The organism is Marinimicrobium alkaliphilum (assembly GCF_003259155.1).
Classification (GTDB): domain Bacteria; phylum Pseudomonadota; class Gammaproteobacteria; order Pseudomonadales; family Cellvibrionaceae; genus Marinimicrobium_A; species Marinimicrobium_A alkaliphilum.
Genome location: NZ_QGMQ01000001.1, coordinates 89,129 through 115,773, shown reverse-complemented (window position 1 = coordinate 115,773; position 26,645 = coordinate 89,129). Strand labels below are relative to the sequence as shown.

Genomic DNA, 26,645 nt, shown 5'->3' with positions numbered 1-26,645 from the left:
ATACTCTAAAAAAAAGCCCCCTAACTATCAGGGGGCTTTGGAATCAATAACGAGAAAAAGGATATCGGTATGCGTTTATTCCATGCGCTGACAGGGGCATTTAGCCTTCTACTCCTCGCAGGGTGTGCCACCAAACTCTCCCCCCTACAAGAAGACGCCCTGCACCCACTGACCGACAAAAGCGGCCTTCTGGTTTTGGCTGTAGACTCAAACATATCACTCTACGAGTTGCGAATTACCGGCAACCGAACCCTACTATTCAATAAAGACGACCTAACCCGTGGCACACATTATTTGCTGGTAGAGGTGCCCGCTGGTCAATATCGAATAGCAAACATCGGACTGAGCGCGAATATTACCGTACGCCTGGACTTCGACCGGGACCTTTGGCGCTTTGAAGTACAGCCGGGCACAATCAACTACGTCGGGCATTTGCGCATGAACAACCGCCACCTGCTCGGAAGCGATATCCTGCTCACCAACAACGCATCGCTTGCGCTTGAGCACTTGGAGGAGCACTTTCCCCTATTGTTGAGCAGTCACGCGATCAATTACTCAGGCCCAGGCGAAGACAACTTTTTCCAAATAGTCGGCGCTGGCAAGGAGGCACCATGAAGTGTTCCATTGCCGTCATCACGCTAATGCTCAGCCTGTCGATGAACGCCTGGTCGTCACTTATCCCCGGCGAGCTGCTGTTTGAAAACCCACAAGTGCTCTCCTTCGATCTGAGCCCGGACGAACAGTACATAATAGCGGTACTACAGGACGAACACAGATATCACGTTGTGTTAACTCACCTGGAAAGCTTCCACAGTCAGCCCCTCTATTTTATCGGCAAAGAGGGACGGGCACGAATTGTCGAAGCACGCTGGCTTGAACAAGATACCTTTTATTTGCGCTCCATACTCACTAACGGCGATGTTGGACACGGATTTATATTTATCGAGCGGGACGAAAACGGCACTCCCAGGCCAATCATGCGAGGCATCCGTTCCGTAGGCTACATCGTCGACACACTACCCGATCACCCCGGCGAGGTTCTTTTCGCTCACACTGCGGCACACAACATAAATCTCAAGCGCCTTTATCGCGCGAGTTACCAAGAGATCATTGATGCCAACTTCAGAAGTGCTCGTTTGTTCGCCCGGCAACTGAATAATGCGACGCACTACTACCCCGGCAACATACGCAACGAACTCCTGGCACGCACCCACTCTGAAGGCACCAGCGAGTTCTGGCGACTCGACAAGGACACAGGACGGTGGAGCAGCCTGTTTGTCAACCCACTGGACGAGTATGAATTTACTCCCATTGGCTTTACCGACGACAACACAATGGCCGTTCTTACCAACCGGGAAACCAATCTCGTTGTATTGCAACAGTATGACCTACAAACGAAAACATTAGGCGACATCCTCTATCAACACAACACCTATGATTTAAGTGGTGCAGAGCTGTCTCGGGACGGTGATTTCATCATGTCAGTGTCTTATTACGATCACGGCCAGGAAGTCAACGAGTACTTTACCTTCTCAAACAGCGTGCTCGCGGCCATGATGCGTCAGCTATGGCCTGGCAAGCAAGTCGCCATGGTGTCAGGGGAAGGCAGTAAGCACCGTATCGTCAGAGTCTCTGCTGCCAACGCCCCGGGCACATACTACCTCCTTGACCTTGAAAGTTTGTCGGCGCGCGTGCTTTCTATCGACTACCCGGAATTGCGCGACTACTCACTCGCCAACAGTGAGACCATCACCATACAAGTGCAGGACGATATTACCCTCGAAGGCATGCTGACGCGGCCGCCAGCCAATAGCAACGGTGTACTTCTCGTGCACCCTCACGGCGGCCCGGTGGGAGTGCGTGATGTAATCGCGTTCGACCCACGAGTGCAATACCTCGTCAACCGGGGTTACTCGGTGCTACAGGTCAATTTTCGCGGCTCCTTCGGGTACGGCCTCGATTTTATGCGCAGCGGTGCAGGTCAGTTCGGCCGACTGATCGAAGATGACATCACGGCGATGGTAAACCATGTTCGTTCGCATCATGACTACCCGAAAATGTGCTCTATTGGGTACAGCTACGGAGGCTATTCGGCGCTTATGTTGGCGATCCGCCAACCCGAAGCTTACCAGTGTGTCGTCGCCCTGTACGGCATTTACGACCTGCCCTTACTTTATAACCAACACAATATTCAACAACTCGGCTGGGTACGCAGGGGGATCGAGTTAACGGTGGGCGAAGTCAACGAATCCACGCTATCCTACTCGCCGTTTCACCGCGCCGAGGATGTCAAGGTGCCAGTACTTCTGGTCGCCGGCACAAACGACGACATTGCCGGCTTTGAGCAGTCCAATCGGATGAAATACCGCCTGCAGCAACTTTCTGCCGACGTAGAGACTCTGTTCTATGAAGGTATTGGTCACGGGCACGACAACTGGCGCTGGCGACGCCACGAGATGTATATGATCGACGATTTTTTGCGCCGGCGCCTGAATATTTCCAGGCCTTACAGCACAGCCAATAACATCATTATCGCTAAAGAAAAACTGGCTATTGGTGATAGCCATCGCAGTGATGGCATTACTCCCCGTGACTACGCACTGGCCTGGCAGTGGTATGAGCGTGCGGCACAGCTGGACTTGCCCAAGGCCCATGCGCGCCAGGCAAGTATGTACTTGCGCGGACAGCATGTGGAGCGCAACCCCGAGCGGGCGGTAGAGCTTTACCGAGTAGCTTCAGCACAAGGCCTGGCCTCCGCCACATACAGCCTCGGCATCATCGCTCGCGATGGTCTGGCAGGAGAGCCTGACCACGAAGCGGCGTATCAGCTGTTTGTGAAGAGCGACGCTCAGGGCGACGATTGGTCACGTATGGAAATTGGCAGGGCTCACTGCCTTGGACAGGGTGCCAAACGGGATTTACGCCTGTGCCTTAGCCACATGTCAATTCCAGCGACTGCTACACGCGCGTACCGGCGCGAATGGCGCCAGGTCATAAGCGATATCTACTTTGACCCCAGTATTGAATACACCATCCGGGAAGGACTACTTGAGTACATCACCGACGAGTTCAAAGTGGGCGCTAGCCGAGGTCAAGTACTTGTCGATGGCCGGGGCGTCTTCAATAACGATGGCTACTATGGCTCGATGTTTTCGTACTCGGATACCTTTGCCGCTGAAGAGGGAATGCGCTTCGGTGTGGGTCTGAGTGCACGGGCACGATACGACACCCAGACTGACAACAACAACATGCTGGTAAAAATACAGTGGTTTCACCCACCGATTACCGACCGGCTGGGCAGGATAACAACGAGCACAGCCTACTTGCAGTCCTTAAACCTCCAGCGGCAGGGGCGACGCTACGGCTACACGAATGTACTGATGCACCTGGAGACACCCGGTCAGGTCCAGACCGGCACCTGGACGCTGCAAATCTATTCGCTGGATGATGAGCTCCTGGTCGAACGACACTTTCAAACGACACTTGAAGAGCGCTAGCGCGCTTGCTCCAGCTGCGCCAGCATCGCCTGCACCGCGGCACGGAGTTGGCGATCGCGCCCCGCGACTTCGTCCTCCGGCGTCTGGGCGACCCGAAGATCCGGTAACGCCCCGTTGTGCTCCATATCCGTACCGTCGGGCAAGTACCAGCCCCTAAAGGGGCGGCGCACCGTGGCGCCGTCGATGAGACGGTGACTGCCGGTGGAAATCACACCCCCATAGGTCTGCTCCCCCACCAGGGTGCCGCGCCCTTGCAGGTTAAAGGCGTGGGCCAGGATCTCGGCATTGGAATAGCTTTTCTCATTGGCCAGCATGCTGATCGGCAGGGTGTAACGCGGCGCGTGCAACCGGTCCTGGGGGTAGTGCCCGCGCGCATCGAGGCTCGCGCCGGCGGGCACGGTATAGGCGTGTTCGGGGGCATTGATGGAGGTCAGAATCCGGTCGGTGGTGTGGCCACCGCCATTGTTGCGCACATCGATGATCAATCCCTTCCGGGCGTGCGCTGCCGCGTACAGATCCCCGTGGAAGCGCTCCAAAGAGGCATCGTTCATGGCCTGGATATGCAGGTAGCCCAGACGACCATCGGACAGGTCATGCACCTTGCGCTCGGCCTGAGCGCGGAAGTCATCGTACTTGAGGCGGGCAAATTCGGTGTAATCCACCGGCGTCATCAACGCCCGGCTTTCAATACGCCGATTGCCGCTGCGCCGCTCAAAGGAGACGATCACCTCCTCGCCCACCCGTCCGCGCAGGCGCCGCTCCAGGGTATCGAGCGGGCCGAAGGCGTCCAGATCGATGGCGGTGATCACATCGCCCACCATCAGCGGGGTACTCGCCCGGGCAGCGGGGCTACCGGGTATCACGTGGGTCACCCGAAAGGCGGGCCTGCCATCGGAGCGCTCGATCGGCTCAAAATCCACCCCCAGACGCCCCGTGGGTTGACGCAGGGACGAGCCGGGGCCGGGATTGGTCACGCCGGTATGGGACGCCGCCAACTCGCCCATCAGGCGGTTGGCGATATCACTGAATTCGCTCGCCGTGCGCGCACGGCCGATCAGCTCGGCATAGTCATCAGTGAGCGCGTCCCAATCCAGGTCTTTCATCGTTGGGTGGTAGAAGCTCTCGCCAATCATGCGCGCCGCTTCGCGGAATTTTTGCCGCGACTGCTGGCGCAGATCGATACGAATCTGGTCACTGATCGCCGGGCTCTGATCGGGCTGCCCGGCGAGGTTGCGCACCAGTACCTGGCCGTTGGCAATGGTCACCAACCGATCGCCACGCAGGGTCATCTGCTGAACGTTGGCCAGTGGCCCCAGCACCCGGCGGCCGCTGCCGTCCCAGTTCATCACCACCAGCCCCTGGCCGGCAGAGTTGAACAGATAGCGGTCGCCGCTCGGGGTCATTTCATTGTCGTATTGGTGCGGCGGCACCGAGGTCATCCGGGTCACCCGCCGCCAGGCCCCGTCCAGATCCAGACTCGGAGGCTCACTCTGGGCGCCGGAATCACCCACCGCCAAAGGACGGCGGTTGGCCGCGGCCTGGCGCGCGTCGCGGTAATAGTGGGCCAACTCCCGCTGGTTGAAGTTCTCCAGCGATGGATCCAGATACACCCGGTAGATATCGTAGCTGTCGCCGCTGCGGTTCGAGGCAAAGGTCAGAATACGGCTGTCCGCCGACCAGCGCGGATTGATGTCGTTGCGCGGGTGGCGGGTAATATTGACGGGTGCCGCCGAGCCGTCAGCGGGCACGACAAAGATATTGGCGCTGTAATCCATATCGTTCTGGGAGTAGGCGATATGACGACTGTCCGGCGACCAGCGCCAATGCAGGCTGAAGTCCCAGCCCGACACCAGCGTGCGCACATCGCCACTGGCGGTATCGAGAATCATCAAATCACCCAGCCCCCGGCGAAAGGCCAGAGAGCGGCCATCGGGAGACGGCGATACACCCCGGTCGTTGTCCCCGGTCTGGACAACGGGTTGCACCTGAAACTGCACCGCGTCGTGCCAGCGGTTGGGGTCCAGACGTGTCGGGGTACCCTCGGGCACATCGGCCACGGGCTGTTCAGGCATAGGGTCTGGCACAGGCTCCGGCACGTCCGGCAGGAGCGGATCCACTAACAGGGGGTCCAGCGGTTCCGGCAGGGTCAGCTGCAAACGTGGATCAAAAGGCATGCCCGGGTCCACGGGACCGAAGGGGTCTTCCTGAACCGATGCCTGGAGGTCCGGCGCCAATTCATCGGGCACCCGCGCCGCACTGGCGGGCTCAGGCACCACCAGGGGCAGATCATCCAGGCGCAGAGGGCCGCCCCCGGGCTCTTCCGATGCAGGCTCCGGCAGCTCTTCAATGACCCGCTCGGCGCCCTGGCGGATATCTTCCCGAGTCAGCGCCACCTCGGCCCGGTAGATGGACCAGGTGGTATCCTCATCGTTGACAAAATACAGGTACAGACCGTCGGGAGACCAGGCCAGATCTTTGTGCCGGGCGTGGGTGCCCGGTGTTACGGCCCGGGTCGGACTGTGATCGTCCATATGGCGCATATACACCCGGCCGTAGGCAATGTAGGCCATCACCCGGCCATCCGGACTGAGTGCCGCCTCGGTCACCTCGCGGTCGATACGGCGCAGGGCATAGTCGTCCTGGCCGTCCATGCCCGCCTTCAGGGCCAACGGCACTGGCTCCGCTTCCGGGTCCCGCAAGTCGAGCGTGTAGAGCTGGTCCCAGACGTGCAGCACCACCCGCGACCCGTTCCGGGCCACATCAAAATGCTGAATATCTCGCCCTTCAAAGTGGGTCAGGCGGGTTATCGGCGGCTCGCCCTCGCCGTCTGCAGCGCCCAGGTCGGCGCGATAGAGGTTTACCGTGTCCAGCGCCCGATCGGACATGAACACCAGCGTCTGTTCATCGAGCCATTGGGCGTTGCCATCATCCCCTTCCCAGGACGTAATCTGGGTGAAGGCCTCGCCCGCACGGTCGTAGAGCCAGACCTCCATATTATCCGGCCCCCGATAGTGACGACGGCTCCAGTTGTGGTAAGCGCCGCCGCGGGTAAACACAATCCGCTCACCGTCCGGTGAGAGCCGGGGGCCGGCACCAAAGGCGTCGTGCAGACGGGTATAGGGGCCGCCGTCCGGCGCCATAAGGTAGGGGCGCTGTTCGCGGTACACATCAGCCTCCATGGACGAGGAGAAGGTCAGTACCGGTTCGCCATTGCGATCGCGTGCGTAGTCCGGGTGACGAATAAAACGATCGCCGAAGGTCAGCTGGGTCAAACCGGTGCCGTCGCGTCGAATACGCCACAGATTGAGGTGACCGTCGCGCATGGAGCTGAACACGATCCATTGGCCATCGGGAGACCAGCTCGAATACAGGTCATCGAGATTGTGTCGGGTCAAGCGCCGGGCATCCCCACCCTCGGCCGAACTCAACCACAGGTCACCGCGCCAGGAGAACACCAACTCCGACCCATCCGGGCTGATTGAAGGGAAGCGCGGCAGCTCCACCTCGCCGCTTTCGACCGCGCCCAGGCCGTGCCCCCAGAACCCCAACACCAGGACAACCACCAACCGGCGCCAACTGCGCCCCCCAATCACACCCATGAATGACTCCACTTTTGTTACGCGAACTCGTTTCTAAGGCTAAAGCCTAGAAGGAAAGTTCAGATTCATCCAACAGTTGTTCACCTTGACCAGAACACGCGGGCACACTACCCTGACCGACACTCCTCGTTTAGTCACTGGCAGAAGGAACTGATCATGCATCGTGTTAACAACGTGTTACGCAAATGTTTATGGGTTATCGTGGCGCTGATGATGAGCGCCTGCGCCCATCAGAGCACCGCACCGGTCTCGGTCGTCACCAGCGAACAGGACCCCCGCAGCTACCGTTATCTGACGCTGCCCAACGGGGTCAGCGTGATGCTGATTCAAGCCTCCGAAGCGGAGGCCGCCGCCGTGTCTTTGGCATTGCCCGTCGGTTTCTATCAGGACCCGCCCGAGTACCAGGGCTTGGCCCACTACCTTGAGCACATGCTGTTTCTGGGCACCGAGAATTATCCCGAGCCCAACGCCCTGCAGAATTATCTGAGCGATAACGGCGGCTTCAGCAACGCCTACGTATCCACCGATCACACCAACTACTTTTTTCAGATTCCTCACGCCCAGATTGACGGAGCACTGGACCGTTTCAGCGACTACTTCAAGGCGCCGCTGTTCGATCGCACCTACAGCGAAAAGGAACTGACCGCCATTCACAATGAATGGTCCATGGGCCGCAACCAGGACGGGCGCATTCGCTTTCAACTGGCCGGTCTGACCGCCAACCCTGAACACCCTGCCACACAATTGGGCGTCGGCAACCGCGAGACCCTGCCCAGCGGTGACGACAGCGGTCTGCATCAGGCGCTGCTGGATTTTTACGAGCGCTACTACGGCCCGTCTCAGATGGTACTGACCTTTGCCAGCCAGATAGACCTGGACGAGCAAGAGGCGCTGGTACGCGCCCACTTTGAAGCCATTCCCGCCCGTGACAGTGAACGCCCGAGCATCGATGTTCCAGGCCTGACATCCGCGCAGGAAGGCCAGCATATTCGCTACCGCCCGCAAACCGAGCAGCGCGAACTGGTGCTCGAGTTTGGCATCGACAACAACGCCGATCAGTGGCGCCTGAAAGCCAATCAGTACCTGAGCAATATCCTCAGTGCCGAAGAGCCTGGCACCTTGGCCTACTACCTGCGTGACCAGGGCTGGGCCAACGGCGTGGGCGTAAGCATTCAACCGGATTACTACGGTAAGGACGGTTTTGCCCGAATCCATATCGATGCAACCCGCGAGGGTATGGCCGAGCGCGATCAGGTCATCGCCGCAGCCCTGGCCTACATCGCGCAAGTGCGCCGTGACGGCATTCGCGCCGCCTACTATGAAGAGTACCGGGTACTGGCCGAGCGACGGTTTGCTGAACAACAACCACCCAACCCGCTCCAACACGCGGTACACACCAGCGTCCGCTTACTCAACTACCCGCCGCAATACATCAATGCGGTGGATGCGATCTTCGATGATTTTGACCCCGGCGCCATTCAGGCCGTTGCGGACCAACTGCGCCCGGAACGGCTGCGCCTGTGGCATATCAGTGGCGATGAGCCGGTAGACACCGACATTCCCCACCATGCCGGGCAATATGCCACCGCGGCGATCACTGACGAGGAGTTGGCGCACTGGCAAGCACTGGGTGAAACATTGGCACTTGAGCTGCCACCCGCCAATCCCTTTGCCGCCACCGGCGAAGGCGAAACTGTCAGCCACGACCTGCAAGAGTTCACCCAACTGATCAATGAACCCGGACTGGACGTCTGGTTCCGTCACGCTACCGCACACCAGAACGGCCATGGCTACCTGCACTTTGTCTGGAACAGCGACCTGGGCGTCACTGACGCGCGCCACTTTGTTTTGGGTGCGATGGTCAACGGACTGCTGAACTCCCGCAATGCCGGATTGATGGATCGTGCGCGCCGTGCCGGTATCCATGTGAGCTTTGACCGCTCCAACAGCAACATGCAGAACCTCACCGTGCGCGGTCCGGCCGAGCGTCACCCCGAACTGGTCAGCGAGCTGCTGGACAGCGTCGGCAGTCTGAGTTTCAGCGACTCGGAACTGGCCCGCGAAATTGATAACTTTGAGCGTTGGCTGCGCAGCGAACCGCAAGACGCGCCGGGCCAGCAAGCGATTCGCTGGCTCAACCGGGAGGTGCAGGCTTTTGACTGGGATCGGGAGGCCTTCCTGCGTGAGAGCGCCAGCGTGAGCGCCGACGAGGTGCGCCAGTATCACCGGACGCTGATGGAGGTCAGCACCCTGCGGGTCTACGGTTTTGGTCACTACCTGCCCGAACAGGTCAAAGCGATGGCCCGCCACGGCGAGCAGGCCCTGGGCAGCGCGCGCACGCCAGGAGCCATTCACGTCACCGAGAGTATTGACCTTGAGGCCGGCGACCGGCGCGCCATCGCCCGCGACGTTGAACACGCCGACGTCGCCTGGGTCAGAGCCTTCGTTCCGGGGGTTGAGCGCGACGAGCGCGTGCCAGCCCATGCCGCCCTGATGCTTCTGGGACGGCTCATACACCAACCCTTCTTTACCGAACTGCGCACCGAGGAGCAGTGGGGCTATTGGGTGCAGGCCGGCACCACCTGGCTGGCGGACTACCCGGCATTTGTCACCATCGTACAGAGCTCTGAGCGCAACCTGTCAGCCATCCAGGCTCGTGTGACCGAGTTCCTGGAGAACTATGACGAGGCTCTACAGGCTCTGGAGCCCGCGGTATTCGAACAGTTACGCGCCAATATTGTGAGCGATTACCGCCAGCGCCCCAATGACTTCACCACCGAGGCCACCCGCGCCCGGCATGACTTTTACCGCAACGACGGCAACTTCAACACCCACGCGGAAACCGCCGATGCCATCGAAGCCACGACCCTCGAGGACGTGCAGCAAGCGCTACGCCATTGGGTGTTGGGCGATGGGTCTGCAGTGATCACCGCGCAGGCCAAAGGCAGTGCCTTTAGCGAGGACGACTTCGCGCCCTAGCGATAGGGCGACTCAAAGGCCTGCCCGGCCAGATACACCGCGTCGATCTCACGCAGGTTATCGATCGAGATCAGGGGGTTGGCGGACAGCACCACAAAGTCCGCCCACTGCCCCGGGGCCAGAGTACCGACCTCCGGCAAGCCCATACACGCCGCAGCGTTGCGCGTGGCACTGATCAGCACCTCCTCCGGGGTCATACCCGCTTCGACCATCATGGCCATTTCCAGGTGCTCAAAGTAGCCCTGGAAACGCGCGGGCGGCCCGCTGTCGGTGCCCATGGCCACACGCACACCGGCGCGGTGCAGGCGCATCATATTCTCTTTGGCCAACGGCAGGGCTTCACGGTAATAGTCGGCGTCGGACCCGCGAAAACGCGCCTGCACCTCCTCCCGCTGTAACTGTTCCAGCACGGCCTCATCGGCGGCTTCGAGAAAAAACGGATCGTCAAAAAAGTCCGGTCGCTCGGCGTAGACAAAGACCGAAACCTCCCGGGTCAGGGTGGGCGTAATACAGATGTCCCGCTCCCGCATCAGATCGATCAGGACCTGATCGACTGGCCGGTCGCGCACGCTGTGTGCCAACAGGTCAGTGCCCGCGCGCATCAGGCCCTTGGCATCCTCCAGGGTCACCATGTGGGAGGCTAAAGGCTTGTCGTGGTCGTGACTGGCTTCTATGACAGCCTCATAGACCTCGCCCGGCATGGCTTCGCGTCGCCCAAGCTGATCGTCCACCCGGATTTTCAACCAGTCCGGGTTCTTGTGCACAGCGTCGGCGACAACCGCCCGGGCCGCTTCGGGAGAGTCCGGATTCAGTACATCCCCGGCGAGCCAGAGGCGCGCATAATGGGGTCGCGCCGGATCCTGGCGGTCGCGCACCTGAAACGCTTCCGGAGGTTCATCCCCCAGACTGGCCACACCGGTGATACCGTAGTGGGCATAGAGACGCAGCTGGTCACGCACATTATCCTCGCTGTGCACCGCGGCCCCGGTTTCCAGTCCGCGCGCCATGCCCACGTGACCGTGGGCGTTGATCAGCCCCGGGATGATTACCTTGCCACTCACATCGTGATAGGGAATGCCCTCGGGCAAGGGCCGCTCATCCAGGTCGTACACAAACACCACACGGCCGTCACGTACCACCAGCGCCGCATTCTCGCGCAGGCCCGCCGGCTCCCCGGTCCATATCGATGCACCGGCCCAGATCTCGGCGTCCTCAAAGGTACCGACCAACGGGTGTTCCTCTTGCTCGGGGGAGCAGGCCCCGAGCAGCATCGTGGCTGACACCAATATCAGTGCTGTGAGCGCGTGCGGGTGCTTCATGGGGTTTTCTCCAGGCTGTGTGTTCAGGCTTTAATCATAGCAGGCGCGCGCACTACCGCCGGGCACAGCCGGCAGTGTAGAATCTGGATTTCCCCCACTAGCCGGAGTCACGCATGTCCCTGTTCGCCGTCGACGATAAATCCAACGCAGTCACGGTATCGCGCCTGCAACCCGATGACCCTCTGGGCTGCGCCGCGGAGCGACCCTTTCTGCTGGATGATCATCGCTGGCCCACCGCCGAACACTACTACCAGGCCATGAAGTACCCCGGTAAGGCCCGGGCAGAACAGATCCGCAGCGCCGCAACCGTCGTCGAAGCGCGCAAGATAGGGCGCGGCTGGCTAAAACGTCCCCGCGCCGACTGGCCCAAGGTCCGCACGGTGGTCATGACCCGTGCGATCTATACCCAGTGCCGCACCTGGCCCGAGTTTGCCGAGGCGCTGTTGGCCACGGGCGACAAGGAGATACTGGAGGTGTCGCTGTACGACCGCTACTGGGGTATCGGCCGCGACCAGCGCGGCGACAATCAGTACGGCAAGCTATTGATGAAGGTGCGCGATAAGTTGCGGGAAGAACAAGCTCAGGATTGAAGCGCGAATCGCTATCGGTACCTAAAGTCCGACGATGCGATTGCGCCCCTGCGCCTTGGCGGTATAGAGCTGGCGATCCACGGCCTCGATAAAGTGCCGGACATCGTCATCATGGGTCGGCACCAGCGTGCCCACCCCCAGGCTGACGGTCAACACCGGCGCTATGGGCGAACTGGAATGGGCAATCTGCGCTTTGAAGATCAGCTGCCGACAGCGCTCCGCGACCGTGGCCGCCGCCTCGGCATTGGTTTCCGGTAACAACAACACAAACTCCTCGCCACCAAAACGCGCCATAAAGTCCTTGGCCCGGGTCGCCGCGCCACCCAAAATGTCTGCAACCTGACGCAGACAATCGTCGCCGGCAATGTGGCCATAGTAATCGTTGTACTGTTTGAAAAAGTCGATATCCAGCAGAATCAGTGACAGCGGCTGGCGGTTGCGCCGGGCGCTCGCCCACTCCTGCTCCAGGGTCGAGTCGAACAGGCGACGATTGGGCACGCCGGTCAAGCCGTCTTTGAAGGACAACTCCTCCAGCTCCTTTTGCAAGCTCAACAACCGCTCCTCGGTTTTTTTGCGTTCGCTGATATCGAACATGAAACCGATCAGGCAGTCGACCTCACCATCCGGCGTGCGCACCACGTGCACCACATCGCGAATCCAGACGTAGTCGCCAGCGGCCGTCAACGCCCGGTAATCGGCTTCGTGGTCGCTCCCGGCCTTGGACTGGGCCACGCAGAAGTTGACCACCCGATCGCGATCCTCCGGATGCATGCGCTCGGCCCAATCCTGAATCCCGGTCCAGCTGTCCCGGGGCCAGCCCAACAGCGCTTCGATCTGTGGACCGATGTAGCTGAAGGTCAGGGTTTGCCAGTCAATTTTCCACGGAATCGCCCGGGTGGACTCCAGCAGGGTTTTGTAGACCTGGGGGTCCTCATCCAGAGGAAGGTCGTCGCTCCCGGAGAACGTCGGCTGTGTCATGGCAGGCACCCAGTGGCTGGAGACCGCAAAAAGGCTTGCGGCAGATGGTCAAATAATAACCTATCTTCACAAAGATGAATACTTTGACGCCAAACTTTCCGATGAGCAGCAAACTCTTTTGCCCGCACTAGGTCAAAGACCCGACGGACACGTATACTCTTTCATTTTGGAGCCTGGCCCATGCCCAGAACCCTGCTCGTAGTGTTGTTGTGCGCCCTGCTGCTGACTGCCTCTGGGTGCAGCAACCGCATTGGCTACAACTTTCTCGACTGGTACATGAGCTGGCAGGTACGCCAGTACATACGACTCGATCGCCCCCAACGCAATCTGGTGCGCACCGAGATCCGGCAATTCCACCAGTGGCACCGGGAGACCCAACTCCCCCAGTATGCGAACTTTCTTGAGCAGGGGCTTGAGCGACTGGACACCGTCGACGAGGTGCGTCCGGAGCACATCCGCGCGCTGAGCGATCAGGCCACCCCCCTGTGGCAAAACCTGCTCGATTACGCCCGGGAGCCCGCCGCCAAGCTGTTCGAAACCCTGTCTGATCGCCAGGTAAACCAACTGCTCGACAATGTGCGCGAGCAACAGGCGGAGTGGCGCAAACCCAAACGGAACGACCGCACGCCCGAGGAGCGTATGCGCGAACAGGTAGGCGAGTGGTTTGGCGAAGTCACCGAGGAACAGACGGCCTATATTGAGACCTGGTCGGAGAACCTCAAGCCCACCGTCGACCAACGCGAAACCTTACACGGCCGCTGGCTCGCTGAACTCGAACAGGTACTGGCACGACGCGACGACCGGGAGGCTCTGGAAAAAGGCCTGCACCGACTCCTGATCGACACCGACTGGGTCTACGAGGCCCTTGACGAGCAACCCGAAGAGAAAGAAAGCGACGTCTACAATCAGGACATCGCCCTGATACTACTGGCACAACTGCTGAACAGTCGCACCGAAGCGCAGGATCGCCATTTTCGAGACAAGGTCACCGGTTATATCAACGATTTCAGGGATTGGGCAGAGCGCTGAGTTCCGGTGCCCCGCCTCCGACGAAGGCGTTTACCGCATCGACATCGTCAGAAATGCGATCATCAAAGTCCCCTAAGCCAAGGGCATGACGAATATTGAGCAACTCGGCGTGGCGCCGCTCGGCCATTTCCTCAAACAACCGCCGCTCATTTGAGGACAGTTCGATATCGTGGCGTTCAAACCTTTGCTGTAACCATGAGGCGGCAAACGGATCGCCCCGCCGTCGCGCCACCTCCAGCCAGGATAGGGCCCCCAAAAGACTTTCGCGCAGCATGGCGTCATCCTCTTCCAATCCGAGCGTTTTCAGGCTGGCAACTTCTCCCACAGCAATACCGATCAACAATTTGGTGGAGCCGTAAGCGGCGCCCATCCAATGCAAGGTTGTTGCACGCTCGATATCGCCGTCGGCAACCACCTTATCAAGGAGCAAATCGAGCGCCAACAAGTCACCCTCCTCCGCTAGCGCTTGCAAGGTAGCACGCGAGTAGCCGGAATAGCCTGATAGCTCCTCGGAGGTAAAGTAGCCGCGCTCGCGAATGTGTACCTGCCAATGATTAAAAGCGTTCAAGTGTCGCTCTACGTCCCCCCAAAGCACCTCAGCTGGCGCCTCCTCCCCTTCGGGGTACTCAGCCAGCTGTACGGCGGGCTCGCTACCAGACACAGAATGTTCGAGTCCAGACTCCCCTGCGGCGCCTTCCTCCTCCGGCGCCGTCTGCGGCGGACCTGCCATCCGATTGGCGCCAATGAACACCAAGACGCCAAGCAGTGCAGCAAACAAAAAAATTCCTGCCCTGAGTGGTTTCATCACGACCTCCTGTCTAATGAGAGAAAACCAGATCACATAACAGTTGCCGCTGCTGATTTTCAACTTCGCAGCTAGCTTTCTCACTCTCTTTAAAAGACTGAACCATGTACATACAATGGCCGAACTGTGCCGGTCCAGAATAACTAATTTGCGCCAAATCGCCATAGTTCAATGTTGCTGTAACACTTGAAAACAAGGAATAACAAGCTGACGCGTTTCTTGAGGCATTATCTGCCACACGCTCATTACATCGCATCTCGACCATTGCCGAGCGCCCCATACAAATACCGTGCTGCTGCCGCATCTCAGACATTCTAGCCTCGCGAAGCACTTGATAGTGCCTGGCTCGTTCCTCTGACAACATACGGCGCATCGCATCTAATTGTAACTGTTCAACGATACCAATGACGGACCCACTATTGGGAACCGAGCTTGGATCGCCCAGAACGAGAATGTCATCTCCGGAGGCTAGAACAGGTGAAAACGAAATTAAAAGCGTGGTAATTGCAAAAAAACTTGCGCGAAATATTTCTTATTGTCACGTAGGCTACTCCCTTAGATGGATAAATTAGTACTTCCATTAACTACAACACCAAGCCTACTAGAAACCGGTTACATGTCAAGTAAAATTGCCCCATTATTTCAGCAACAGTATCCGTTTTTAGCACCACGACTACCACCTGCGTAAAGTCACCGGTTATATCAACGATTTCAGGGATTGGGCGGAGCGCTGATTTGAAGAATAGCCAAAAGGCGACTCTAGAACTGATATAAGCCAGTATATGGAATCATAATTTCTCCTGAATCACTGTTGTAATTCAGATGATAAAGATTTTTCAGGGGCAAAAGATCGATGCTGACGTGAGTGGTGACAACAGCCTCGCAATTGTCCTCGGTATGGTGTGTCAACCGGGTATTGATTTGCAGCGGCCAACTCTCCATAAAAGGTGGCGCCACGTGCAAATCAAAGCGATGCTCGTCACAGCCTCCGCTGTGCTCCAGGACAAGCTCCGCCACATCCTGAGATATCTCACTATCAAGTACCGTGACCCCGCCGGAGGACTTCGGTAGCTGCTCAATGGAATCATGTACAACTATTGGCCTGGAGGCCTCCGCAAGCTCATCCTCAAGCTCGCCACAAACAGACTGAAAGCTGACAATGGCGTCCTCAACAGTCGCTTCACAAGTGTTGCCGAAAGTTCGATAGCGATACTCACCATTATCGTCGGCCAAGGCACAGACAGGCTGATACTCTGTAGGACAGGCAAAATCCTGGCCAAGGGTTTGGTACTCCTGCGGAGCACTGTCGCCGCCGCAAGAGACGACCGCCAGCCCGCAGATGAGTAACAGCGCAACATTAAAAAATATCGGCTTGTCTTTCGGGTTTTTCTACAGTTTCAACGCCTTGCTCACCGGAAAGTTGCGAGCGCTGCGAGTGATTTTTCCGCGTACAGCAAATTGTTAGCCGCGCACACGCCGGTAGTGCATAGAGACTGCGCCGTTACTAAGCGGCTTCGCCGAAACCAACTCAAGCCGTCGAGTGTTGGGCAGCCCGCTCTGATAAAGGGTCGGACCGTGGCCAGTTATCCTTGGGTGAATAAGAAACTTGTACTCATCGATCAGGCCCAGCCGATCCAGCTCGGCTGCAAGCCTACCGCTACCAAGGAGTACACCAGCCGGGGTCTCGTCCTTGAGCTTTTGCACGCCCGAACGCAGATCGCCAGCGATGTGGTGGCTATTGGTCCATCGAAAGTCCGTTCGCGTCGTTGAAACGACGTACTTCGGCTTGATCTCCAACTTTACCGCCCACTCGTGCACTGCCGGCGGCGCACCCACATCCCCGCGGGCGACTGCTGGCCAGTAATTCTCCATCATCTCATAAGTGGCACGGCCCCACAGCATCGCCCCGCAATCCTCCATTAGGCTGGTGAAAAAAGCGTGGGTTTCATCGTCGGCAATTCCCTCCTCGTGATCGACACAACCGTCCAAGGTGAGATTGAGGCTGAAGGTCAAAAGTCCCATGTAAATCTACTCAGACTTAGGTGATCCTAGGCTGTCGAGATACAGACGGCCTTCGGAAAAGGTGACCGCCTGCCCTGTCAGGAGCACCCGCTCGGCAGCAAGCTGGCACGTCAGTTCGCCGCTGCGGCGGGAAACCTGGCGGGCACTCAGTGTGGCGCGCCCCAGGCGTTCTGCCCAGTAGGGCACCAACTGGCAGTGGGCCGAGCCGGTAACCGGGTCTTCGTCGATACCAAATTTTGGGGCGAAGAAGCGGCTGACAAAGTCCACCCTATCGCCCGGTGCGGTGACGATAACGCCCCGCCCGTCCAGGCGTCTAAGCTGGGCCAGGTCCGGCGCCAGGGTTTCCACCTGTGTCTGGGTTTCGAGCACGGCCAGGTAATCCACCGCCTTGAGTACCGCTTGCGGGGTCAGCCCCAACGCCTGGGCAAGAATGGCCGGAGCATCACCCGCCACCGCTTGCGGCGGCTGCGCAGGAAAATCCATCTGCAAGCCCGCGTCTACCGAGCGCACCTGAAGTTCGCCACTGCGGGTAAAGAACCGCAGCGGTTCCGCCGTCACTCCCAGATGGGTGACCAGTACATGGGCCGTCGCCAGGGTGGCGTGGCCGCACAGATTCACCTCTCTGACGGGGGTAAACCAACGCAGCCCATAGCCCTTACCTTCAGGGACAAAGAAGGCGGTCTCCGACAGGTTGTTTTCGGCGGCGATGGCCTGCATCAAGGTGTCGTCCAACCAGTGGTCAAGGGGTACCACGGCGGCCGGATTGCCACCAAAGCGCGAGGCGGTGAAGGCGTCTACCTGGTATTGTGTGAGTGTCATAGCGAGCATCCTTTGCGTTGGCAGTCTACGGCGGGAATCGGGTCAATGGCAGGTTAGCACAATCTTGCCCACAGACTGGCGTGAGGCCATGAGCGCGTGGGCCTCGTCGGCCCGGGCCAGGTCAAAGGTGGCAGCGATGACCGGCGCCATGGCGCCTTTTTCGATCAGGGGCCAGACCTGTTCGCGCAACTCCCGGGCGATCCGGGCTTTGACGGCGGCTGACTGGGCGCGCAGCGTGGAGCCGGTGAGCGTCAGGCGTTTGAGCATGACCGGCAAGAGGTCGATCTCCACTTTGCTGCCATTAAGATAAGCGATATTGACGATACGTCCCTCGCGCGCGGCGGCGTAAAGATTCTGTTGAATAACATCGCCGCCCACCATATCCAAGATCACGTCGACCCCGCGCTTGTCGGTGGCTGCTTTAACGGCGGCAACGAAGTCTTCGTCATGGTAGTTGATGACCATGGCCGCACCCAGTTGTTCGCAGGCCCTGCACTTGGCGTCACTGCCGGCAGTGACAAACACGGTAACCCCAAGGGCCGTCGCCATCTGTATGGCGGTGGTACCAATGCCACTGGCACCGCCGTGTATCAGCAGGGTTTCTCCGGCGCTGAGGTGTGCCCGCTGCCAGAGGTTGTGCCATACGGTGAAACAGGTTTCCGGCAGGGCTGCCGCCTGGGTCAGCGTCAGCCCCTTTGGCACGGGCAGGCACTGGTCGGCGGGCGCCAGCGCATACTCGGCATAACCGCCGCCGTTGACCAGTGCGCATACGACGTCACCCACACGCCACCCGCTCACCCCAGTGCCGCGGGCAACCACCTCCCCGGCCACTTCCAGACCAAGTATCGGACTGGCGTCAGCAGGTGGCGGGTACAGGCCCTGGCGCTGTAACAGGTCCGGGCGGTTGACCCCCGCCGCCGCTACGGCAATCAGCAGCTCTCCCGGACCCGGCTCAGGCCGGGCGCCCGTCGCCACGTGCAGTTCGCGGTCACGGCAGTCGATATAGCGCATGTCGTCCGGCCTACGGTTGAAGCCGCTGGATGTCCCACTGACCACCGGCGAGGCGCCGATAGGTAAAGCGGTCGTGCAGGCGCTGGCCCCCGCCCTGCCAGAATTCAATCAGCTCGGGCACCACCCGGTAGCCGCCCCAGAAGTCGGGCAGCGGAATCTCATCTTTACCCCATTTGGTCTCTGCCTCGGCAAAGCGCGTATCGAGACTCGCGCGCGAATCCACCGGCTGGCTCTGGCGCGAGGCCCAGGCGGCGATCTGGCTGCCCCGGGGGCGGCTCGCAAAGTAGCGCTGGGAGGCCTCCCGATCCAGGCGCTCGACGTGGCCCTGAACAATCACCTGACGTTCGAAAAAGTGCCAGGGGAATAACAGGCTGGCCTTGGGGTTGGCGGCAATGTCCCGCCCCTTGTGGCTGTCGTAATTGGTAAAGAACACAAAGCCCTGATGATCCCGCTGTTTCAGCAAGACAATACGTTGGCTCGGCTGGCCGCTGGCGTCGGCCGTGGCCAGTACCATAGCGGTCGGGTCGCTGATGCCCGCCTCCACGGCCTGAGCCATCCAGCAATCGAACTGGTCAAAGGGGTTATCGTTCAGGTCATTGCGGCGCAAGCCGCCCTTGAGGTATTCCCGGCGCAGGTTTTCCAAATCCAAGGCCATAACTCTCTCTTCCGGTGGGGTTAGGGGTAATGGTAATGCGACTGTCCACAAATGTCATGATTTGCGGTTACGGCGATATTTGCCAAGCGGTTCACAAAACCATCAATTTGGGGTATTTAAGCCGAAATGAGCACTACACTTGAAGCACTGGCCCCCTTATACTGGAGGCACATGATTCATCAAATAAAATGAACGGTATATCAGCAGCGAACAGGGTGACCATGACACAACACACGGACATTACCGGGGTACTTCTGGCGGGCGGGCAGGCGCGACGCATGGGCGGTGGCGACAAGTGCCTGCTGCCTCTGGCAGGCGAAACGCTGCTCAAGCGCAGCGTTGCCAGAGCCCAACCTCAGGTCAGCCGACTGCTGTTGAATGCCAACGGCAGCCATCTGCGCTTCAGCCGCACCGGGCTGACCGTGATCTCCGACCACTATGATGACTTTCGGGGTCCCCTGGCCGGCATCCATGCCGCCCTGGCCTGGATGAAAGACCACCAGCCCCAGAGCGATTGGCTGGCGAGCTTCGCCTGCGACACGCCTTTTTTCCCGGAAGATCTGGTCGAGGAGCTGAGCCAGGCTGCACATCGAGACGGTAGCCGACTGGCGGTTGCCCACAGCCAGGGGCGTATGCACCCGATTTTTGCGCTCTGGCACAAGAGCCTGCTCGATGACATGGGCCGAACGCTGAGCCGCGGCCAAGTGCCGCGCATGCAGGACTGGGTCAATGCCCGCGCGCCCTCGCGCGTGACCTTTGACAACAGCCATACCGACCCCTTCTTCAATATCAACACCCCGCAGGATCTCTACTCCGCCGAGGAGGAGCTGCTGGGAAAGCTCCCTGAGGCACTTAAGCAGGGTGCATAAAGCCCCCTGCTCTGGTATACTCCGCGCCCTTCGAACGCGCAGCCCGGGTCTCCCGCCTGCCAACCCGAGTTTTAAAACTCTTTTTCGAGAAGTGATACTCACAATGACGGCTGTCTGTCCGCCATAGCGCATTTCTTTTTGCTTCGACCCCGCGTAAGCCTCGGCCACGCTACTGCGCCCGCGCGCGCGCCTTCCACAATTGATACACAACAGCACAGTCGCTGAAGCCGCATAGTGCTATGCCTGCGATGGTTTTCTATCGGGGTGATGCAGACTTCCTTTGTGTTGAACAACTGTTTTAACGGGACACTAACTCAATGAACAACTCAATACGCCAAAACTGGTTTTCGAACGTGCGTGGGGACGTGCTCGCGGGCATGGTGGTGGCGCTGGCCCTGATCCCCGAGGCCATCGCCTTCTCGATTATTGCCGGTGTCGACCCCAAGGTCGGCCTCTACGCCTCCTTCTGCATCATGGTGGTGACTGCCTTCGCCGGTGGCCGTCCGGGACAGATCTCCGCCGCCACCGGAGCCATGGCCCTGCTTATGGTGACACTGGTGCGTGAGCACGGCCTTGAGTATCTGCTCGCGGCCACCGTGCTTTGTGGCCTACTCCAGATTCTGGCGGGGGTGTTTAAACTGGGTCTGCTGATGCGCTTTGTCTCGCGCTCGGTGGTCACAGGTTTCGTCAATGCACTCGCAATCCTGATTTTCCTCGCACAACTCCCCGAAATCACCGGTGACAATGCGACCTGGTTGGTCTACACCATGCTGGTGGCCGGCCTTGCAATCATCTACGGTCTGCCCTACCTGACCAAAGCTGTGCCCTCGCCACTGATCTGTATTGTTGTACTGACGGGTATCGCGCTCTTCTTTGGCCTCGATATCCGCACAGTAGGAGACATGGGAGAGCTCCCGGACAGCCTCCCGGTGTTTCTGATTCCGGATATTCCGCTCAACGTCGAAACACTCATGATCATCTTCCCTTATTCCGTCACCCTTGCCATCGTCGGCTTGCTGGAGTCCATGATGACCGCGACCATTGTCGATGACCTGACTGACACGCCGAGCGACAAGAACCGGGAGTGTGTGGGCCAAGGCGCGGCCAACATAGGCGCAGGCTTTATGGGCGGCATGGCCGGTTGTGCCATGATTGGACAATCGGTCATCAATATTAAATCCGGCGGCCGCACGCGCCTCTCAACGTTAACCGCGGGTGTTTTGCTACTAATCATGGTGGTGTTCCTGAACGAGTGGGTGGCGGCTATCCCCATGGCCGCGTTGGTGGCGGTGATGTTCATGGTGTCCTTTGGTACCTTCAGCTGGGAATCCGTGAAGAACCTTAAGGTGCACCCGAAGAGTTCCAGCGTAGTGATGATCGCTACCGTAGTTATCGTCGTGTTTACGCATAACCTGGCCATTGGTGTCCTGGTGGGTGTACTGCTCAGCGCCCTGTTTTTTGCCCGCAAAGTGGGTGATATTCTCTATATCGGCTCGACTTTGGATGAAAGCGGCGAGCACCGCACTTACAATGTGGTAGGTCAGGTATTCTTTACCTCAGCGGACCAGTTTGTCGATGGCTTCGACTTTAAGGAGGCCATCGACAAGGTTACCATCGACCTCAGCCGCGCCCACTTCTGGGACATCACCGCCATCAGCTCGCTCGATAAGGTGGTCATCAAGTTCCGCCGCGAAGGCACCGATGTCGATATCGTGGGCCTGAACGAAGCCAGCGCCACCCTGGTAGACCGCTTTGCAGTGCACGACAAACCCGACGCTGTTGAACGCCTGATGGGCCACTGATAAGGATAAGACTATGCACAACAAAGTTATTGCCTGTATTGACGACTCCCAGTACGCCGAATCGGTATGTGACTACGCCGCCTGGAGCGCGCAGCGCATGAGTGCGCCCCTGAGCCTGCTGCACGTGCTCGATCAGCCCCACGGCGGCGACGACAAACGCAACCTGAGTGGTGCCATCGGTTTAGGGTCTCAGGAGGCCCTGCTGCAGGAACTGGCGGAACTTGACGAGCGCCGCGCCAAGCTCTCGCTCGAACACGGCAAACACATGCTCAAAGCCGCGCGCGCGCGCGCCGAAGGCCAGGGCGCTGAGGGTGTCGAAACCCGCCAGCGCCACGGCGACCTGGTATCGACCATCGCCAACATGGAACCGGAAACCCGCATGCTGGTGGTGGGCAAACGCGGCGCCGATAATACCTCGGCGCACGGCCATATCGGCAGCCACCTGGAAGGCATCATCCGGACCATGCACAAACCCATTCTGGTGGCCCAACAATCCTTTGCACCGCCGGAGAAAATCATGATCGCCTTTGACGGCAGCGCCACCATGAAAAAGGGTGTCGATAGGGTCGCCGCGAGCCCGCTGTTCAAAGGTATTCCCTGCCACCTGGTCATGGTAGGCCCGGATGTCGAGGCCTCTCGCGAGCCACTCAAGGCAGCGCAGAAAGTCCTGGAAGATGCGGGCTTCGAGGTATCGGCAACCATCGTCCCCGGCGACCCGGAAACTGCCCTGCCCCAATACCAGGAAGAAAATGACATTGACCTGCTGATCCTGGGCGCCTACGGTCACTCGCGCATCCGGCACTTTTTCGTCGGCAGTACCACCACCTCAGTGCTGAGCAAAACCCGCACATCAATGATGATCCTGCGCTAGTTGGGCAAGGCTCGGCAGGCGCCTCCCTTTACCGGAGGCGCCTGCTATCCTAAGGTAGTAGTGACCGAAGCCCTTGGGATACCCCTTTCATGTCCGAACCACAGCGCTATTATTCGCTCGAGATCGACGCCGCTCTGGCCGATGTAAAAAGCACATCCGAAGGCCTCAGCCAGGCCCAGGCCCAACAGCGACTCCACCGCTACGGCCCCAACCGTCTGGAAACGGTCAAACCCCTACCCCGCTGGCGACTGTTCCTGCGCCAGTTCCACAATCTGCTGATCTATGTATTGATCGCCGCTGCGTTCGGCACCGCTTTACTGCAGGAGTGGATTGACACCGCCGTGATCATTGCGGTGGTCATCATCAATGGCCTGGTGGGCTTTATTCAGGAGGGCAAAGCGGAAAAAGCCCTCGCCGCGGTGCGTGATCTGCTCGCGCCTCACGCCTATGCCCTGCGCGACGGTAATCTGACTGATCTGGAGGCCACCGAGCTTGTGCCCGGTGACATCGTGCAACTCAAAGCCGGGGACCGGGTACCCGCCGATATCCGCCTGCTCGAGGTCAACAACCTCAAGGCCGACGAAGCTCTGCTCACCGGAGAATCCCTGCCCGTCGAAAAAGCGACCGATGCCCTCGACGGCGACCTGGCCGTAGCCGACCAGAACAATATGCTCTGGTCTGGCACGCTGGTGTCCTCCGGGCGCGGGCGCGGGCTGGTGGTGGCCACCGCCGACAACACCGAGCTCGGGCGTATCAACGCCATGCTCTCCAACGTCAGCAGCCTGCAGACACCGCTGCTGCGCCAACTGCAGGTGTTCGGTAAACAGCTGACCTTCGTGATCGTCGGACTCGCCATCATCGCCTTTGCGCTGGGTTTCTGGATTCAGGACTACGAAGCCCGGGAGATGTTCATGGCCGCCGTCGGGCTCGCCGTTGCCGCCATTCCCGAGGGGCTCCCCGCCGTCGTCACTATCACATTGGCACTCGGGGTACAGACCATGGCCCGACGCAACGCCATTGTCCGGCGGCTGCCCGCCGTCGAAACCCTGGGCTCGGTCACCGTCATCTGCTCGGATAAAACCGGTACCCTGACGCGCAACGAAATGACCGCGACCTGCCTGCAACTGCACGAGCAGGCCTACACGATCAGCGGCACTGGCTACGGCAGCAAAGGGCATATCGAGCCAACACTGAGCGACGATGCCCAGTTGATGTTACGCACCGCCTTGCGCTGCAACGACACCACACTCAGCAAGGCCGACAAGGGCTGGAAAGCCGAGGGAGCACCTACGGAGATGGCCCTGGCGCTGGCCGCGGTCAAGGGTGGCCTGAACCCGGAGACCCTGGCCAAACAGTGGCAACGAATGGATATGATCCCTTTCGATAGTGCCCATAAGTTCATGGCAGTGCTCGACCGGGACACGGACAGCAGCGAGCAGTTGATTCTTATGAGTGGCGCACCTGAGGTACTCATGCAACGCTGTACCCACGCGCGTATTGACGGTACCGACCACCCCCTGAAGGAAGACGATTGGCACCAGTTGATTGACAAATTGGCCAACGAAGGGCTTCGCACTTTGGCACTGGCGATTAAAACAGCGTCGCCAGACCGGCGCGAGTTGAGCATGGATGATCTCGAAGAGGTCACTCTGCTGGGCCTGGTGGGTATTATCGATCCTCCGCGCGACGAGGCGATTACCGCAATCGCCGCCTGCCGCAGCGCCGGTATCCAGGTCAAAATGATCACCGGCGATCACGCTGGCACGGCCAAGGCCATCGGCAAGCAACTGGGCATTCCCAGCGACGAGGCAATCACCGGCAAAACCCTGGATGCCATGAGCGAGCGCGAGCTGCGCGACTGCGCTGAGAACACCCACATCTTTGCCCGCGTCAGCCCGGAAAACAAACTGCAATTGGTCACGGCGCTACAGGCTCAGGGTGAAGTGGTGGCCATGACCGGTGACGGCGTCAACGATGCCCCCGCGCTGAAGCGCGCCGACATCGGTGTCGCCATGGGGAAAAAAGGTACCGAGGTGGCCAAAGAAGCAAGCGAAATTGTGCTTGCTGATGACAACTTCGCCTCCATTGAGCGGGCGGTGGAAGAAGGCCGAACGGTGTACGCCAATATCCGCAAGTCCATCGCCTTTATCGCGCCCACCAACGGCGGTCAGGCATTGGTCATTTTGGCGGCCATTCTGATCGGCATGACCATCCCCGTCACGCCCGTGCATATCCTTTGGGTCAATATGGTCACCGCCGTCACCCTGGCATTGGCACTGGCGTTTGAGGCGACCGAAAAGGACACTATGCAACAACCGCCACGCAACCCCCAAGCGGGGCTCATCGACGGCTTTATGCTCTGGCGGATTATCTTTGTGTCACTGATTATTGTGACCTTCACCTTCGGCCTGTTTACCTGGGTTCAGGCGCAGGGCGCAGACCTGGCCACGGCGCGTACGGTCGCCGTCAACACCATTGTGGTATTGGAAATTTTTTACCTGTTCAACAGCCGCTTTATGACCGCCAGCAGCTTGTCTTTCGACGCCCTGCGCGGCAATCCCTACTGTTGGTACGCCGTCGGCGCGGTGCTGGTCCTGCAGTTGCTGTTCACCTACCTGCCCTGGGCTCAGGCGGTCTTCGACACCCGGGCCATCAGCCCCGGGTTGTGGGGCCTGATGGCTATTGGCGGGGTGATTCTGTTTCTGCTGGTGGAGCTGGAGAAAGTCTTGTGGCGCGCCCGGTACAGGCGCACGCAAAGGTAATCAGTGTCGATTCAGAAACTCGGCCATAACCTCAGCGGTTTCTTCCAGCCAGGGGTCGAAGAGCCAGAAAGTGTGCGGAGTGTCGCCCATCGCGTGCACCTGATAGGGCACCCCGTAGCCCTCCAGGCGCTCGACCAGCGCGTCCTGGCCCACACTGAAACGGGGGCGTCCACTGTCGAAAAACAACATGGGGGGTGCCGACGCGCTGACGTGGGTAATCGGTGACGCCTCATGCCAACGCTCGCGCTGCTCGGCATACCGGCCGCCTAGCCAAGCCCCGGCCGACGACGGGTTCTTGCTCGGGTCATCCTCATGACGACGGGCTTCTTCCGAGGTAAAGTCGGACAGCCCATCAATATTCACAATGGCCTGTACGCGACTTGAAGCCTCGCTGCTCTGCGCCTGAGGATCAAATTCATCGCGGCCGTTGGTCAGACCGACGAGCGCCGCAATCTGGCCACCGGCAGAACTGCCCGCAATTGCGATGCGATCCGGATCTGCCCCGTAAATACCCGCGTGTAAGCGCAGCCAGCGCACCGCCGCTTTGGCGTCGTGAATCGCCGCCGGATATTGAGCCTCCGGCGACAGGCGATAGCTGATGGTCGCCGCGACAATACCGCGATCCGCCAGGGCGATGGCCAACGGCGTCAGGTTTTCACGCACGCCATCACGCCAGCCACCACCGTGCACCAGAATCACCCCGGGTGTTGAGCCGTCGGCATCTTGCGGCTGGTACAGATCCAGCTGCAGGACCCGGTTGCCATAACGCACATAACTGATATCTGTGTACGCGATAATGCCGGGCCTCAGGTCACTGCTGGCAATCTGAATGAACGGAAAGTTCTGCACCTCACGAGCGTAGGAGGACTGTGCCGTGTAGGTATTTTGTGCCGCGTAAGGAGACTCAGTGATCAGGTCACGCTCACCAATATCCGGCGCGGTTCTCACACAGCCAGACAAACCCACAATCAATCCCCACAACGCCCATTGATAACGGCTCATTAGACCCCCAGTGATTATTTTCTACCGTATTTTGGA

Annotated in this window: 20 protein-coding genes; 9 read left to right on the top strand and 11 right to left on the bottom strand. The window is 59.4% G+C overall.

Going from position 1 to position 26,645, the window contains the following annotated elements; genetic code table 11:
* Nucleotides 1–69: 69 nt before the first annotated feature.
* Both DKW72_RS00495 and DKW72_RS00490 read left to right on the top strand, forming a co-directional pair.
* Nucleotides 70–615, top strand: coding sequence for a hypothetical protein (locus tag DKW72_RS00495; RefSeq protein WP_111640366.1), 546 nt, complete (start codon nt 70–72; stop codon nt 613–615).
* Nucleotides 612–3,497: a prolyl oligopeptidase family serine peptidase gene (locus DKW72_RS00490; RefSeq protein WP_111640365.1), complete on the top strand. Its 2,886-nt coding sequence runs from the start codon at nt 612–614 to the stop codon at nt 3,495–3,497. The genes DKW72_RS00495 and DKW72_RS00490 overlap by 4 nt, the downstream gene beginning before the upstream one ends.
* Here the strand turns inward: DKW72_RS00490 and DKW72_RS00485 are convergent.
* On the bottom strand, nt 3,494–7,096 hold the full coding sequence (locus DKW72_RS00485; protein ID WP_111640364.1) for a S41 family peptidase: 3,603 nt from the start codon (nt 7,094–7,096) through the stop codon (nt 3,494–3,496). The genes DKW72_RS00490 and DKW72_RS00485 overlap by 4 nt on opposite strands.
* Nucleotides 7,097–7,252: 156 nt before the next feature.
* On the opposite strand from DKW72_RS00485, the gene DKW72_RS00480 reads away from it, so the two are divergent.
* On the top strand, nt 7,253–10,075 hold the full coding sequence (locus DKW72_RS00480) for an insulinase family protein (protein WP_111640363.1): 2,823 nt from the start codon (nt 7,253–7,255) through the stop codon (nt 10,073–10,075).
* Here DKW72_RS00480 and DKW72_RS00475 read toward each other — a convergent pair.
* Nucleotides 10,072–11,394, bottom strand: a complete 1,323-nt coding sequence (locus DKW72_RS00475; RefSeq protein WP_111640362.1) for an amidohydrolase family protein — start codon at nt 11,392–11,394, stop codon at nt 10,072–10,074. The two genes, DKW72_RS00480 and DKW72_RS00475, sit on opposite strands and share 4 nt — an antisense overlap.
* A gap of 113 nt (nt 11,395–11,507) precedes the next feature.
* Here DKW72_RS00475 and DKW72_RS00470 point away from each other — a divergent pair, with 113 nt between their 5' ends.
* A complete protein-coding gene (locus DKW72_RS00470) occupies nt 11,508–11,984 on the top strand; it encodes an NADAR family protein (RefSeq protein ID WP_111640361.1) in 477 nt (158 codons plus the stop codon).
* A gap of 21 nt (nt 11,985–12,005) precedes the next feature.
* On the opposite strand, the gene DKW72_RS00465 is transcribed toward DKW72_RS00470, so the two are convergent.
* Entirely contained in the window at nt 12,006–12,962 is a 957-nt protein-coding gene (locus DKW72_RS00465; RefSeq protein ID WP_111640360.1) for a GGDEF domain-containing protein, read from the bottom strand.
* 180 nt (nt 12,963–13,142) lie between these two features.
* Between DKW72_RS00465 and DKW72_RS00460 the strand changes: the two genes are divergently transcribed.
* Nucleotides 13,143–13,991: a DUF6279 family lipoprotein gene (locus tag DKW72_RS00460; protein WP_111640359.1), complete on the top strand. Its 849-nt coding sequence runs from the start codon at nt 13,143–13,145 to the stop codon at nt 13,989–13,991.
* Here the strand turns inward: DKW72_RS00460 and DKW72_RS00455 are convergent.
* The 7 genes from DKW72_RS00455 to pdxH all read right to left on the bottom strand — a co-directional run bounded on the left by DKW72_RS00455 (nt 13,969) and on the right by pdxH (nt 19,297).
* Nucleotides 13,969–14,796, bottom strand: coding sequence for a hypothetical protein (locus DKW72_RS00455; RefSeq protein WP_111640358.1), 828 nt, complete (start codon nt 14,794–14,796; stop codon nt 13,969–13,971). The two genes, DKW72_RS00460 and DKW72_RS00455, sit on opposite strands and share 23 nt — an antisense overlap.
* Before the next feature lie 13 nt (nt 14,797–14,809).
* The gene (locus DKW72_RS16300; RefSeq protein ID WP_157960344.1) at nt 14,810–15,109 is read right to left on the bottom strand and encodes a hypothetical protein; all 300 of its coding nucleotides are present in this window, start codon (nt 15,107–15,109) and stop codon (nt 14,810–14,812) included.
* Nucleotides 15,110–15,555: 446 nt separating this feature from the next.
* On the bottom strand, nt 15,556–16,029 hold the full coding sequence (locus DKW72_RS16295; protein ID WP_157960343.1) for a hypothetical protein: 474 nt from the start codon (nt 16,027–16,029) through the stop codon (nt 15,556–15,558).
* 228 nt (nt 16,030–16,257) lie between these two features.
* Complete coding sequence (locus tag DKW72_RS00440; RefSeq protein WP_111640355.1) at nt 16,258–16,818, bottom strand: dihydrofolate reductase family protein; 561 nt, start codon at nt 16,816–16,818, stop codon at nt 16,258–16,260.
* A 6-nt stretch (nt 16,819–16,824) separates the two neighbouring features.
* Complete coding sequence (locus DKW72_RS00435) at nt 16,825–17,637, bottom strand: PhzF family phenazine biosynthesis protein (protein ID WP_111640354.1); 813 nt, start codon at nt 17,635–17,637, stop codon at nt 16,825–16,827.
* Between the two features lie 42 nt (nt 17,638–17,679).
* Complete coding sequence (locus DKW72_RS00430; RefSeq protein ID WP_111640353.1) at nt 17,680–18,648, bottom strand: NAD(P)H-quinone oxidoreductase; 969 nt, start codon at nt 18,646–18,648, stop codon at nt 17,680–17,682.
* Nucleotides 18,649–18,658: 10 nt separating this feature from the next.
* Nucleotides 18,659–19,297: a pyridoxamine 5'-phosphate oxidase gene (gene pdxH, locus DKW72_RS00425; RefSeq protein WP_111640892.1), complete on the bottom strand. Its 639-nt coding sequence runs from the start codon at nt 19,295–19,297 to the stop codon at nt 18,659–18,661.
* A gap of 227 nt (nt 19,298–19,524) precedes the next feature.
* Here pdxH and mobA point away from each other — a divergent pair, with 227 nt between their 5' ends.
* The 4 genes from mobA (at nt 19,525) to DKW72_RS00405 (ending at nt 25,607) form a co-directional block, all read left to right on the top strand.
* Entirely contained in the window at nt 19,525–20,172 is a 648-nt protein-coding gene (mobA, locus tag DKW72_RS00420; protein ID WP_111640352.1) for a molybdenum cofactor guanylyltransferase MobA, read from the top strand.
* A gap of 317 nt (nt 20,173–20,489) precedes the next feature.
* On the top strand, nt 20,490–21,974 hold the full coding sequence (locus DKW72_RS00415) for a SulP family inorganic anion transporter (protein WP_111640351.1): 1,485 nt from the start codon (nt 20,490–20,492) through the stop codon (nt 21,972–21,974).
* Between the two features lie 13 nt (nt 21,975–21,987).
* On the top strand, nt 21,988–22,845 hold the full coding sequence (locus DKW72_RS00410) for a universal stress protein (RefSeq protein ID WP_111640350.1): 858 nt from the start codon (nt 21,988–21,990) through the stop codon (nt 22,843–22,845).
* 89 nt (nt 22,846–22,934) lie between these two features.
* The gene (locus DKW72_RS00405) at nt 22,935–25,607 is read left to right on the top strand and encodes a cation-translocating P-type ATPase (protein WP_111640349.1); all 2,673 of its coding nucleotides are present in this window, start codon (nt 22,935–22,937) and stop codon (nt 25,605–25,607) included.
* Here the strand turns inward: DKW72_RS00405 and DKW72_RS00400 are convergent, their stop codons facing one another.
* Nucleotides 25,608–26,609: an alpha/beta hydrolase gene (locus tag DKW72_RS00400; protein WP_111640348.1), complete on the bottom strand. Its 1,002-nt coding sequence runs from the start codon at nt 26,607–26,609 to the stop codon at nt 25,608–25,610. It lies immediately after the preceding gene.
* Between the last annotated feature and the right edge of the window lie 36 nt (nt 26,610–26,645).

Coding starts and splice junctions, on each gene's coding strand:
- DKW72_RS00495 (WP_111640366.1), top strand. CDS start 70: ATGCGTTTATTCCATGCGCTGACAGGGGCATTTAGCCTTCTACTCCTC.
- DKW72_RS00490 (WP_111640365.1), top strand. CDS start 612: ATGAAGTGTTCCATTGCCGTCATCACGCTAATGCTCAGCCTGTCGATG.
- DKW72_RS00485 (WP_111640364.1), bottom strand. CDS start 7,096: ATGGGTGTGATTGGGGGGCGCAGTTGGCGCCGGTTGGTGGTTGTCCTG.
- DKW72_RS00480 (WP_111640363.1), top strand. CDS start 7,253: ATGCATCGTGTTAACAACGTGTTACGCAAATGTTTATGGGTTATCGTG.
- DKW72_RS00475 (WP_111640362.1), bottom strand. CDS start 11,394: ATGAAGCACCCGCACGCGCTCACAGCACTGATATTGGTGTCAGCCACG.
- DKW72_RS00470 (WP_111640361.1), top strand. CDS start 11,508: ATGTCCCTGTTCGCCGTCGACGATAAATCCAACGCAGTCACGGTATCG.
- DKW72_RS00465 (WP_111640360.1), bottom strand. CDS start 12,962: ATGACACAGCCGACGTTCTCCGGGAGCGACGACCTTCCTCTGGATGAG.
- DKW72_RS00460 (WP_111640359.1), top strand. CDS start 13,143: ATGCCCAGAACCCTGCTCGTAGTGTTGTTGTGCGCCCTGCTGCTGACT.
- DKW72_RS00455 (WP_111640358.1), bottom strand. CDS start 14,796: ATGAAACCACTCAGGGCAGGAATTTTTTTGTTTGCTGCACTGCTTGGC.
- DKW72_RS16300 (WP_157960344.1), bottom strand. CDS start 15,109: ATGTCTGAGATGCGGCAGCAGCACGGTATTTGTATGGGGCGCTCGGCA.
- DKW72_RS00440 (WP_111640355.1), bottom strand. CDS start 16,818: ATGGGACTTTTGACCTTCAGCCTCAATCTCACCTTGGACGGTTGTGTC.
- DKW72_RS00435 (WP_111640354.1), bottom strand. CDS start 17,637: ATGACACTCACACAATACCAGGTAGACGCCTTCACCGCCTCGCGCTTT.
- DKW72_RS00430 (WP_111640353.1), bottom strand. CDS start 18,648: ATGCGCTATATCGACTGCCGTGACCGCGAACTGCACGTGGCGACGGGC.
- mobA (WP_111640352.1), top strand. CDS start 19,525: ATGACACAACACACGGACATTACCGGGGTACTTCTGGCGGGCGGGCAG.
- DKW72_RS00415 (WP_111640351.1), top strand. CDS start 20,490: ATGAACAACTCAATACGCCAAAACTGGTTTTCGAACGTGCGTGGGGAC.
- DKW72_RS00410 (WP_111640350.1), top strand. CDS start 21,988: ATGCACAACAAAGTTATTGCCTGTATTGACGACTCCCAGTACGCCGAA.
- DKW72_RS00405 (WP_111640349.1), top strand. CDS start 22,935: ATGTCCGAACCACAGCGCTATTATTCGCTCGAGATCGACGCCGCTCTG.
- DKW72_RS00400 (WP_111640348.1), bottom strand. CDS start 26,609: ATGAGCCGTTATCAATGGGCGTTGTGGGGATTGATTGTGGGTTTGTCT.